The organism is Paenibacillus sp. sgz302115, from assembly GCF_056120445.1.
In genome coordinates this window covers 1-11,672 of sequence record NZ_JBVYOK010000045.1, presented here as the reverse complement: position 1 = coordinate 11,672, position 11,672 = coordinate 1, and the positions used below count along the sequence as shown (strand labels likewise).

General features: G+C 44.2%; 10 protein-coding genes and 1 pseudogene. 2 read left to right on the top strand and 9 right to left on the bottom strand.

Features of this window, described 5'->3' with window-relative positions:
* Positions 1-138: 138 nt before the first annotated feature.
* From AC0LWN_RS32490 to AC0LWN_RS32480, 3 genes are all read right to left on the bottom strand, one after another.
* Complete coding sequence (locus AC0LWN_RS32490; protein ID WP_474672722.1) at positions 139-957, bottom strand: oxidoreductase; 819 nt, start codon at positions 955-957, stop codon at positions 139-141.
* Positions 958-1,569: 612 nt separating this feature from the next.
* On the bottom strand, positions 1,570-2,394 hold the full coding sequence (locus AC0LWN_RS32485) for an oxidoreductase (protein ID WP_474672720.1): 825 nt from the start codon (positions 2,392-2,394) through the stop codon (positions 1,570-1,572).
* Between the two features lie 33 nt (positions 2,395-2,427).
* Positions 2,428-3,258, bottom strand: a complete 831-nt coding sequence (locus AC0LWN_RS32480; protein ID WP_474672718.1) for an oxidoreductase — start codon at positions 3,256-3,258, stop codon at positions 2,428-2,430.
* A 200-nt stretch (positions 3,259-3,458) separates the two neighbouring features.
* Here AC0LWN_RS32480 and AC0LWN_RS32475 point away from each other — a divergent pair, with 200 nt between their 5' ends.
* The gene (locus AC0LWN_RS32475) at positions 3,459-4,400 is read left to right on the top strand and encodes an AraC family transcriptional regulator (RefSeq protein WP_474672716.1); all 942 of its coding nucleotides are present in this window, start codon (positions 3,459-3,461) and stop codon (positions 4,398-4,400) included.
* A gap of 773 nt (positions 4,401-5,173) precedes the next feature.
* Here AC0LWN_RS32475 and AC0LWN_RS32470 read toward each other — a convergent pair.
* The 3 genes from AC0LWN_RS32470 to AC0LWN_RS32460 form a co-directional block, all read right to left on the bottom strand.
* A complete protein-coding gene (locus AC0LWN_RS32470; RefSeq protein ID WP_474672714.1) occupies positions 5,174-6,205 on the bottom strand; it encodes an aldo/keto reductase in 1,032 nt (343 codons plus the stop codon).
* 32 nt (positions 6,206-6,237) lie between these two features.
* Entirely contained in the window at positions 6,238-7,068 is an 831-nt protein-coding gene (locus AC0LWN_RS32465) for an SDR family oxidoreductase (RefSeq protein ID WP_474672712.1), read from the bottom strand.
* Positions 7,069-7,153: 85 nt separating this feature from the next.
* The gene (locus AC0LWN_RS32460; protein WP_474672710.1) at positions 7,154-7,996 is read right to left on the bottom strand and encodes an SDR family oxidoreductase; all 843 of its coding nucleotides are present in this window, start codon (positions 7,994-7,996) and stop codon (positions 7,154-7,156) included.
* 162 nt (positions 7,997-8,158) lie between these two features.
* Between AC0LWN_RS32460 and AC0LWN_RS32455 the strand changes: the two genes are divergently transcribed.
* A complete protein-coding gene (locus AC0LWN_RS32455) occupies positions 8,159-8,815 on the top strand; it encodes a TetR/AcrR family transcriptional regulator (RefSeq protein ID WP_474672708.1) in 657 nt (218 codons plus the stop codon).
* 63 nt (positions 8,816-8,878) lie between these two features.
* Here AC0LWN_RS32455 and AC0LWN_RS32450 read toward each other — a convergent pair whose 3' ends face one another.
* The 3 genes and pseudogenes from AC0LWN_RS32450 to AC0LWN_RS32440 all read right to left on the bottom strand — a co-directional run.
* Complete coding sequence (locus tag AC0LWN_RS32450) at positions 8,879-9,568, bottom strand: Rossmann-fold NAD(P)-binding domain-containing protein (protein ID WP_474672706.1); 690 nt, start codon at positions 9,566-9,568, stop codon at positions 8,879-8,881.
* Positions 9,569-9,611: 43 nt separating this feature from the next.
* On the bottom strand, positions 9,612-11,114 hold the full coding sequence (locus AC0LWN_RS32445; protein ID WP_474672704.1) for a methyl-accepting chemotaxis protein: 1,503 nt from the start codon (positions 11,112-11,114) through the stop codon (positions 9,612-9,614).
* A 184-nt stretch (positions 11,115-11,298) separates the two neighbouring features.
* Positions 11,299-11,672: pseudogene (locus AC0LWN_RS32440) on the bottom strand (TetR/AcrR family transcriptional regulator); the annotation flags it as partial.

The following is an 11,672-nucleotide window of genomic DNA, read 5'->3' as shown; positions in this document are numbered from 1 at the left end:
TTCCTCCATGGTTACAAAAAAATTCGTATGCTTGATAAAGAAAATGCCGTCCGTTTTCCAGTACGTTGTTGTTTTCGGTAACAAAGGATCAAACTTAGCCATAGTATCCACCCTTTTCATAATGATTATATTGTCTGCTTAGCTGAACATTTTGATAATTCTATCGTGAGCACGATCTCCAAAAATATTTTTCATGAATACCATAGGTTTTGCCATAAAACCTACAAGATAACGTGTTTTGGGTTTCTTAACAGTTACTGCCTTAGTAATGGTGCGCGCGATTAACGCCGGCTTTGATAATTGATTACCTGTATAATTCTTTATCATACCATCGGCTACCTTGCTAGCTTCCTCTGCATATGCACCCTTGGCAGATACCTTCTTAAGGTTTTCAGCAGCAATAAAACCCCATTCCGTCTTAATTCCGCCAGGCTCCACCACGACGACATCAATTCCGAACGGTTCCAATTCCAAACGAAGACAATCCGAAAGACCTTCGACCGCAAATTTTGTCGCATGATACCAGCCACCAAATCGGGTCCAAACTTTACCTCCCATTGAAGTTACGTTAACAATTTTTCCAAATTGATTTTTCCTCATACTCGGCACCACAAGCTGGATCATTCTAGCAAGCCCAAACACATTTACTTCCATTTGACGACGGGCTTCCTCCTGAGGTACATCTTCAACCGCCCCATAAGAACCATACCCTGCGTTATTAATCAGAATGTCTATTCTTCCTTCCTTTTTAAGGATCTCATTGACGGCCTGAATCATGGATTCGTCATTGGTGACATCCAAGGAAATGGGACGAATGCCTTTTGTCGCAATATCCTGCATTTTGTCGATGCGCCGCGCAGCCGCATAAACCGTAAAACCTTTATTTTTCAGCTCGATGGCCGCCTCCTTACCGATTCCCGATGATGCACCTGTAATTAATACAACTTTTTGACTCATGGATAAAACCTCCGTATTTTCGTATTTGATTCTGAGTCAATTATAAGTGACTCAGAATCAATTGTCAACGTTCAGAATATCTCATTTTTAATTTATGTAGGATGGTATTGTGAAAGGGGGCTTTTCTATAACGCTACATAGAATCTAGACAGCAAAAAAGAGATCCTTAGTTGTGCCCACATCGAGAAGAACAAGCACCATCCCCCCCTCAGAAGGGAATACAAGGCTAATCAACATGTTCGTCCACGATTCACGAGGCGTATTTATTTTGCGAAAGGAGATTAGAGGACCATTATAAGAAAATTATTATTATCTGTCCTGGGGATTAGTTTAGTTATTAGTGCAAATATTGCCTTGGCAGAGCAATCAAGCACGTTTAAAGAACGCAGATCATCCCGCAATCAAGAAAATTGATTGCGGGATGATTGTGCCAAGAAGCCGGAAGCTTCGTTATAGATTTGATGACGGGGTTTTATCAGTCAAAAGGGGGCTTAACAAAGGACTGTTAAGGTCGCTTGTTTAGAACGCTTTTTCTATCTACTTAGTAGGGTCTTTCATAGACTACTCAGGCAAGTACACATGGCCATCAACTATTTAGCTCAATATTATAGTTTATTTCATCATTCTCCTCATTTGACCTTCTATCACTCTGTCAAACAATTTATATGGAAGCTTTCTAGCAGCTAATACGATCATGGTTTCCTTCATACTGGGCTGGTATCTCGTTTTCGGTTTCTTGTCTTTAATTGATTTAAGAATAAGTTCAGCGATATTATTTGGGGAAGTGGCATAATTATCCGAACTCATCGCTGCGAATTGCTCCACTAATTTTCGATAGGCAGAATTGTGAGGTGTAGATTTCTTCATCGTTTCGTTTGCCACCTCTTGCCAGCCTGTATCTGTGCCTCCCGGTTCAATAATAATAACATCAATGCCAAATGGTTTTAGCTCATTCCTTAAGGTATCGCTCAAAGTTTCGAGCGCGTGTTTAGAGGCATAATACCAACCTCCAAGCGGAGAGTAGATTTGTCCACCAACCGATGAAATATTTATGATTTTTCCGGACTTTTGTTTGCGCATAGTCGGTAAAATTAATTGTGTTAAGTTCATTGCCCCGAAGACGTTAACTTCAAACTGATTCCTGGCTTCCTGTAAGGGGACATCTTCCAAAGCTCCAAGAGAACCATACCCTGCTGCGTTTACAATAACATCAATGGAGGACGATGCAGAAAGGACATAATCGACAAAATCTTGATTAGACTTTTCATCCGTGACATCCAGTTTCAGGGTCTTTATTCCTATTTTTTCGAGATCCTTCATTTGTTCAACTCTTCTTGATCCGGCATAAACCGTATAGCCTTCTTTGTTTAATTGAATTGCAGTTGCTTTGCCAATGCCTGATGAAGCTCCTGTAACGATTGCCGCTTTTTTATTCATAGCATAGTCTCCCTCTAACGGACTTTGTTTGCATCATTCATATTCCGTTGAGATAGTAACTGAATGCCACTTTTCGGCATCGGCAGCACGCTGTTTTTCAGCTAGTTCAGCACCCTGCGCAGCCTCTTTCCCAAGCAGCAAATGTGCAGGCAGTTCGTCCGCATAAGCCAGCTGAATCACTACCTCTGCCACCTTTACCGGGTCGCCCTTCTCTTGGCCCCGCAAACCCTCCATCATTCGCAGCAGCTCGCCTACCGAAGCTTCGTAGTCCGGAAGCAATTGCGGACGGTTGATGATCGCGCGGTTTACCCAGTTCGTTCGCATTCCCCCAGGCTCCAGGGCGCTGATTTTAACGCCGAAGGGAGCCGTTTCCATAGCCAGCGTCTCCGTGAAGCCGCCGACCGCCCATTTCGCTGCATGGTAAGCCGCGCTTCCCGGAGTTGCGAACCGTCCGCCGACCGATGAAATCTGAAGGATATGCCCGCTGCGCTGCTTGCGCATAACGGGCAATACCGCGCGAGTCAGATTAACCACCCCGTAAAAGCAGGTATCCATCAGCTTCCTGAAATCCTCGGAGCTTGTTTCTTCGAAGGGGCGGATATCGCCATAGCCTGCATTGTTTACCAGGACATCAAGCCGTCCGAAGGCGTCCTGCGCAAGCCGAACCGCCGCTTGTGCCGCTTCCTCATCGGTCACATCTAGCGTCGCAACCCGGATCTGATCGCTATATTGCTTAACCAGATCATCCAACTGCTCGATATTACGGGCTGTTGCGACTACGCGCTCCCCTTTGGCAAGCGCAGCCTCCGTAATATGTCGGCCGAGTCCGTTGCCGCTTCCAGTAATTAACCATACTTTTGACATGTAGTCCTCTCCCTTATTTTATTTTTTTGTTATTTGGCAAGCCTTTATTCGGTGGCTTGTGTCTTTAATTGTAATGAGATTATAATTGAGGGGATAGTCGGATTGTGCCTGATTCTTGCCTAAAACTCCGATGATTCGGATATGTATACCCAAACCGGAAGGCTGCCGTGTTGAAGAGGCTTATAGAGAGGAGGAGGCTTATGCCCCAACATACCGAAGAGCGTTCAGTTATTTTACAGCGGTTGCTGCACCTTTGCAATTCTTATTCCTTTGCCCGCGGCATCCGCGAGACCGGCATATCATTTGTTTCGCTGCTGAAGGCGGATCAGCCGACCACGATTCAATACGGTTTTTTCCAGCCTGGGATATGTGTAGTCCTTCAAGGTAACAAAACTCTGATTGTCCGCAATAATACCTACAACTATGGAGCCGGAGATTATATCGCATCCAACATCGATATGCCGATCAAGGGCCAGGTATCCCAAGCCACGCAGGAAGCGCCGTACTTAGCCATCCGAATTTCTTTTACAACTGACGAGATTGCCTCTGTTGCTCTGGATGCCAAGCTCAAAGCTGCTGGCGAGAATCAGCTGACAGAAGGTGCGTTTATCGGCAAGACTGGGTTTGAAGTGCTGCATGTGCTTGAGCGGCTTCTTCAACTGGCTACAGACAGTGAAGCGGCGGCTTTTCTTGCGCCGAGCACGAAGCGTGAGCTGATTTACCGCTTGCTGACTGACGAGGACGGCGCGCGATTTTACAATAACATGCTACTGCATCATGATGCAGTAGGCATCAGCAAGGCTATCCATTACGTCAAAGCAAACTATGAACGTACCCTTAGCGTAGAGGAGATTGCCCAAGCAGGCGGCATGAGCCCTTCTACCTTACATCACAAATTCAAATCCGTCACTACTCTGAGCCCGATCCAGTATCAGAAGCAACTTCGGCTTCAGGAAGCACGCAGAATTTTGCTTACTGACGATACTGATGTCACCTCAACCGCATTCGAAGTTGGATACGAAAGTGTGACGCAGTTCAACCGTGAGTACAAACGGTTCTTTGGGCTGCCGCCGCTGAAGGACATTCGTACTATTCGCGACCATGTTAATACAAGCGGACATGAAGCTGCTTATCCTGAGTAGTAAACGATGCACAGGGTTTCCCGGCAATGCGTCCTAGCTTACTACTAACACTGTTACACCGCAAAAACATTAATTTTTTATGAGTTGCTAGAAAGGGGCGCTGCTTCCAGATTATCTTTTGGAATTTTCTGTATCCGATTTTGCTCATTTATAGCTTGAAACATGTTTCACCTCACTGCGTCTTTCAGATTGTACTTTAAACCAGATTGACCAGGCGAAATAGCACTAATCGCTTCCTCCCGCTTATACCAACGGAACTCAATTTCCTTGAAGGATTCTGGAAATGGGAGAAGGAAGGTGTTATCAACAATACTTTATCACACAACAATTGCTCCGAATCAATGTCCTTACATTCATGGACCGAATTATGTATCGATAGGTTATACATACCGATGTAGGTAAGTATCATTGGTGCGTTCATGAAACCTTGTTCCCGATCCTTTGGCCAAAAGAAACTGGATACTCACAGATTCTGTCGATTGAAAAATAAATTCCGCTGCTCCACCAGTGTCACACATTTATCATTCATCGTGTCGAAGGCTTCCCGCAGTACAACGATGCTGACGAGCTAATTTTATTTTCTTCGGTCTAAATCAATAACTTCTCATCGTTTTTATTGTACTTTTTTCGGTTAATATAAATTAAATTTTTGTTGTTATCCCCCTCCAGTTTACAAATGAAAAATTGCTCTCCTCGGGTTTCTCCTTGCACAAAAAAGATCGTCCCACATGAAGACGACCCATTAGTATTTCTCATTTCTCATTTCTCGTTTTTCACTTAACAGACGGAGCGGCTGCAGATTTCATCAAAGCATTTTGTTTAGTATAAAACGTAAGGTTGTCTGGATGAGGAACATACGCTTCCTCAAGTTTCTCAATTTCTTTGGTTGTCAATCGCACGTCCAGTGCCGCTACAGCGTCAGTTAAATGATACTCCTTTGTGGCTCCCACTATCGGAGCGGTAACCGTTTCCTTTTGCAGCACCCATGCCAAAGCGACCTGAGCACGTGGTATTCCACGGGCTTCCGCCACCTCCTTCACCGATTCGATGACTTTTCGATCCGCTTCTGCTGTAGCTTGATAGAGAACCTTGCCAAATACATCATTGTCTGCACGAAAACTTGTCTCATCCCAGTTTCGTGTCAATCTGCCTCTGGCCAATGGGCTCCATGGAATGACACCGATTTTCTCCTCTTTGCAAAACGGCAATTTCTCCCGTTCTTCCTCGCGGTACAGCAGATTCAAATGATTTTGCATACTGACAAAGCGGGTCCAGCCATGGCGCTCAGCTGTATAAAGCGCTTTTTGGAATTGCCATGTATACATATTAGACGCTCCAATGTAGCGCGCCTTCCCAGCCTTTACAACGTCATGCAATGCTTCCATTGTCTCTTCAATGGGCGTATTATAGTCCCAGCTATGGACTTGATAAAGATCAATGTAATCAGTTCCTAGACGCCGTAAGCTGTGATCAATCTCCGTCATAATCGCCTTTCGGGAAAGCCCTACTGCATTTTGCCCTTCTCTCATTGCAGCAAACGCTTTAGTACTGATGACCACCTCATCTCGGTTAGCATAGTCCTTAAGTGCTCTGCCAACGATCTCTTCACTACTCCCTTTTTGATATTCGTTCGCTGTATCGAAAAAATTGATACCCAGTTCCAGGGCTTTCTTGATCATGGGCCGACTTTCTTCTTCGTTTAAGGTCCATTGATGTCTGCCGCGTTCAGGATCGCCGTAACTCATACAACCGAGAGCGATTCTTGAGACATCCAAGCCTGTATTGCCTAACTTTATATAATCCATACCCATTCCCTTTCTATTATTATATTATTAGCTTAATCCTCAAAATCAGTTGAATATGCCGTGTCCTTCTGCTCTTCAAGCGCTGCCAGGCGAGAGCTTAGACTTTTATGAATAGCCTCATAAGCATCGCTTCCCAATGTCAGCCGGAGCGGTGCTTTTTCAGCATCACCTACATGAATCATGGCTTTCACCATTTTGACGGGATCCCCTGGCACATGGCGAGCGCTTTGCTCTGCCATTTGTCGCATAAAGCCGACAGGTGTTTCCGCATATTCGTCCATCGGCTCAGCCAATACCAGGCTGCTTCCAGAGAAGTTGGTTCGAGCTGAACCTGGCTCAATCAGCGTTGCCTGAATATTAAACGGGGCGACCTCTTGTGCCAGTGCTTCGATGAAGCCCTCAACGGCCCATTTGGACATGTTGTACATGCTAATAGCCGGAAGTCCTGTTTGCCCGGCGCTGCTGGATAATTGCAGAATACGGCCGCCACCTTGAGAGCGAAGATGAGGCAAGGCTGCACGCGTCACTTGGAGAGATCCGACGATATTGGTCCGGATGATATGATCCATTTGCTTGTCACTTACCTCTTCTGCTGCTCCAAACAAACCATAGCCGGCATTGTTAACAATGACATCAATACGACCAAGCTCCTCAAAGGCACGATGGATAACAGTTTGAATTTCATCAGTATTCGTTACATCCAGAGCTGCAATCCACAATTGTTCTCCATAGCGTTCCTTCAGATCCTCCAATGACTCAGGCTTTCGTAGCGTAGCAGCAACTCTATCTCCTCTCTCTAACAGCAATTCCGTCATAATTCGTCCGAACCCGCCAGAGGTACCTGTAATAAACCATGTTTTCATGCTTCTTCGCCTCCATTAACTTTTGTTATATTATATAAACTTCTCTTTATTTTCAATGTGATAGGAATGCAATGTCTTTTAAGGCTTAGGCTTCTTTAGCTTTGAAATCGGTAGAAAGGGCTACTTCCTTCTGCTGCTCCAGCAAAGCCAAGCGATCAGATAAGCTCTTATGAATGGCATTATAAGCATCGCTTCCCAGAGTTAACCGGAGGGGTGCCGTTTCCAGATCAGCCGCTTTAATCATAGCCTCAACCATCTTCAATGGGTCGCCAGGAATCATGTCTCCGCCATAACCGCTAATCAAACCCCGAATATGGCCCACGGGAGTACCCTCATATTCCGTCATTGCCTCTGCGACTACGATGCCCTCGCTACCAAAGCTTGTTCGTGCGCCGCCCGGCTCGATCAGGGTCCCTTGAATGTTAAACGGTGCAACCTCCTGCACGAGTGCTTCAAAGAAGCCCTCCACAGCCCACTTTGATGCGTGGTACATGCTAACAGCTGGCATAGCTACCTGACCTGCCATACTGGATACCTGCAAAATGCGACCACCGCCTTGGGCTCGCAAATGAGGAATTGCAGCTCGTGCAACTTGAAGAGAACCCATAAAGTTGGTGTTGAACTGATGCGCAATTTGTTCATCACTAACCTCTTCTACTGCGCCAAACAAGCTATATCCTGCGTTATTTACAATGACATCAATTTGTCCTAGTTCTTCAAAGGCCTGATTCACAACATGTTTAACAGCTGCAAAGTCAGTGACATCCAATTTCGCCACCCAAAGCTGTTCTCCATATTTCTGCTTCAAATCATCCAAGGCGTGCTCTTGACGAATTGTTGCAGCAACCCGGTCCCCTCGCTCCAGAAGCTTCTCTGTCATCATTCGTCCGAAACCTCTTGAAGTGCCTGTAATAAACCATGTTTTCATTAAAATCGCCTCCACACACATTTGGATTGATGTCTGTTACAAAAACTATAATATCAAACTAATTTAACTAAATCAACTTTTTCAGTTAATTCAGTTTATATAGTTTTGTCATCTGAAATTCGTGTTATAATACCCATTGTAAAGTTAGGAGGGGAACGAACAATGATTGACGATCAACGCAATAAAACCCGTCGCATCATGGTCTTTCAATTAATACACCGGGCTAGGAAGGAAAGCCTAACTTCCATGCGTGCTGAAGACATGGCCAAGTGTATGGATGTAAGCAAAGTAACCATGTACAAATATTTCGCGTCCAAGGAAGATATTCTCTCCTCGGTAATTTCAATTTTCAAGGACTATTTACGCAATGAAGATATGTTTTCCTTTAGCGAGAATGATTCGCTTCTGGATCGTTACCAAAAATCGTTTGAACAATCTTTAATGACCAATTTTTATTTTCCTGAGCAGTTTTTTGAGGATTTCAAGCTCAATTATCCATCACTATATGAGGAAATAGTCGATGCCCAGCATTTTCGTTTTAAGCAGCTTGAGGAGCTGTATCAGCTCGGCCTGGAACAAGGGATTTTCAACCGAGTAAATGCAGCCATATTCGTCTTGAATGACGAAATAGTGTTACGTCGAATTCTCGATCCATCCTTTCTCATCCGCCACGGGTTGCTGCTTGAGGAGGCACTCATGGATTATTACCATATGCAAAAAAGAACACTACTAACGAATGACTGCCTTCAAACTGTGGATGACATGCCTGTGCTCGAGCTCATTCGATCCTTTGTTTCGAAAAATTCACGCTACTTATAATGAGAAGAAGCCGCCATACGGCGACTTCCTCCCATCCAATTTACAAAAGGGTATAAATGCTTGTCAGGCATTTAAGCTGCTTGCTTTTCGAGCAATGTCATCTGACCCGATGAACTCCAACTTTGGCGTTTTCCGGCGTGCTGCTTCAACCATGACTTGAGCAACATCTGAGCTGTGTACGGCCTTATACTGGGAGAGAGGACCAATCATGAAGGGGCGCAACAACTGGAATGCAATAATGCCGGCTCGCTCTCCCAGACGTTTCTCTTTTCGATTCCCGAGCATAAAGGAAGGTCTCAATATGACCAGTCTCGGAAAATTCAAAGCAATTAAATCCCGCTCCAATTCTCCTTTTACACGATTGTAAAAAAGCTTCGACTGATCAGATGAGCCCATTGCCGTAACGATGACCATTTTGGCTGCACCATATCTCTTTGCTTGTTTTCCCAGTACCAAAGGATAGGCATAGTCTACTTGCCGAAATGCCTCCTGACTGCCAGCTTGTCTAATCGTGGTTCCTAACGTACAGAAAACGTCAGCCTGTTTAACGGTTTCCTCATCTAGTTCATCTTCAAGACGCTCAAAAGAAATAAGTCTTTGCACCAGCTTAGGGTGTGAAATACCCAGATCCCGCCGCACAAACACAATGACGCGGCGATAAGCCGGGTGATTAAGCAACAGCTTCACAAGCTGCTGTCCGACGAGTCCGGTTGCCCCCGCGACAACAGCTGTAGTTGATTGTTTTTTTGTCATGACCCGAATTCCTCTCCTTCGCTATCAAGCTGCAATTAAGAAATCAGGCACCTCGATTCACCAAATTATGGGACAAAGATAATAATTCCGTCAAAATGGTATTTGCATTTTGCATGGAGGAACTCTGGACCTTAACCGTATCCGAAATATGCTCCGTAGCAGCATTGTTCTTCTCCGAAATGTCAGACAGTGCATCAACCAGTTCAATGATCTTCTCTTTAAATTGAGTAATTTCAACAATATCCCGATTCGCGGAATGAATCTCGTTCGTTACGGTTTGAATTTCCGATTCTATATTTTTAAATTTTTCTTCCAAATCATCCGATAGCTCTTTTTGCTTCCCTACAATCGCATTTACTTTCTCCATATTGCGATCTGCCAGATGAATACTTTTGGTTATATTTTGTATCATACGCCCAATTTCTTCGGTTGCCTTTCTGGACTCTGCGGCCAGCTTGCGAACTTCCAGAGCCACAACCTCAAAGCCCCTCCCATGCTCTCCTGCACTTGCCGCTTCTATAGATGCGTTGAGGGCTAATAAATGGGTTTGGTCAGAAACCGACTTAATGACATCAACAATCTTGCTGATTTCGTGGGCACGTTGCTGCAATTCGGATACTGCGTATTGAAGATCGCGCGTTTCTTCTTTGTTGTCGGTTAGCATGTTGTCAAGCAAGTGTATATGATCCAAGCCTTGTGCATTAAGATCCAATACCTGATTGGATTTTTGATGGATTTGTCCAACGGACAACTTCAGATTTTCAACCATTTCTCCAAAATCATATACTTTTTGAACCATCTCGAAATTGGTGTTTTTTTGGCTTCGACTACCCAGTGCCACAGATTCTACCGAATGCCCGATCTTTATTTGCGAATCTAGGTTCTCTTTAAACGTTTGGGCAAATTGATTGCTGATATCCTCCACTCTTTCTGCAACAAGATGATTCGTTTGGAACATGCGTTCCAAATTGCCTACCAGTTCTTTGGTTTTTTCTGTCTCTTTATTCAGAGCCCTTCGCTGTCCATCAAAGTAGAAAAAGAATAAACCCACGCCCGTAAGTGAACCGAAGAAATTAAAACTGTATACTGCGGTTTCCACCCATCTCGACACCGGTATTTGAACATCAAGGCTTGCAATTTTTAATCCTACAGCGGCAATGATGATCATCGCCGACAGGAGGATTTTTGGCCATTTATTTAGCGTATGAGAAAAAAATATTTGGGCAATTGTTGTAAAGATAAACAGATAAAATCCCAGCGACCATCCTCCCGTCATTGTGGTAATCACTGCAAAGACTGCAACCTCAAGACCTCCCAAAAGAATCGCAATATTGGATTTCCCAATGTGATTTAAGTAGATGCATCCTGCAAAGACAACAATCGAAAATACATTGTATGTTGCTGCCAGCTTTAGATCCAGAAAAAGAAGAAGGAATTCCATAAAAATATGCGTGGTTAGAAACATCAAGAAGATATATCCGCTAATTGTAGAGTCGGAATTACCATAGTCCATCCTGTTGTGAAATAAATTAGAGAGCTTTCTCAAAGTCTGAACCTCCCGGTGTTTTGTTTTCTTCTGAGTGAATGTAGAAGTATTATGTATATTCTCGATAATAATTATAGGTAGCCGAGACATTCAGGATCACGAAACCAACCCGTACGGCATCGAGGAGTCCCCTTCTGATCTCACCAAAATCGTATACGCAATCATCTTCATGGATGCTAGAACTTTAACTACGAATGACTATATAATTCTTATAATACCCATCCAGATAACAATTCATCGTTTTCCGGACATCTTCTTTAAAATCACGCTGAAGTCCATCCAGACCATTCTGCTCGATGATATCCATAACTTCCTTGGGCAATGTGGCTGATAATTTGCAGCCGGTTATAATGGAGGCCTCAGCCTGAAGAATCTCCATTACATCCTCTGGGGTTATTGCTTGAGATTCGCCAATAATGGTCACTAACTCTGACATTAGTTTGTACAAATTGATTTTCTGGTTTAGCATGGTTTCCGCATCCACATTCTTCTCGAAAACCGCTGTGCGCATGGATTCCAGCTTGACGTAAAGAGGATTCTGGTCAACCAATTCCATGA

Excerpts from the sequence above, each read along its gene's own strand:
- AC0LWN_RS32470 (WP_474672714.1), bottom strand. The coding sequence starts at position 6,205 with ATGGATTATATAAAGTTAGGCAATACAGGCTTGGATGTCTCAAGAATC.
- AC0LWN_RS32450 (WP_474672706.1), bottom strand. The coding sequence starts at position 9,568 with ATGACAAAAAAACAATCAACTACAGCTGTTGTCGCGGGGGCAACCGGA.
- AC0LWN_RS32455 (WP_474672708.1), top strand. The coding sequence starts at position 8,159 with ATGATTGACGATCAACGCAATAAAACCCGTCGCATCATGGTCTTTCAA.
- AC0LWN_RS32475 (WP_474672716.1), top strand. The coding sequence starts at position 3,459 with ATGCCCCAACATACCGAAGAGCGTTCAGTTATTTTACAGCGGTTGCTG.
- AC0LWN_RS32465 (WP_474672712.1), bottom strand. The coding sequence starts at position 7,068 with ATGAAAACATGGTTTATTACAGGTACCTCTGGCGGGTTCGGACGAATT.
- AC0LWN_RS32480 (WP_474672718.1), bottom strand. The coding sequence starts at position 3,258 with ATGTCAAAAGTATGGTTAATTACTGGAAGCGGCAACGGACTCGGCCGA.
- AC0LWN_RS32490 (WP_474672722.1), bottom strand. The coding sequence starts at position 957 with ATGAGTCAAAAAGTTGTATTAATTACAGGTGCATCATCGGGAATCGGT.
- AC0LWN_RS32485 (WP_474672720.1), bottom strand. The coding sequence starts at position 2,394 with ATGAATAAAAAAGCGGCAATCGTTACAGGAGCTTCATCAGGCATTGGC.
- AC0LWN_RS32460 (WP_474672710.1), bottom strand. The coding sequence starts at position 7,996 with ATGAAAACATGGTTTATTACAGGCACTTCAAGAGGTTTCGGACGAATG.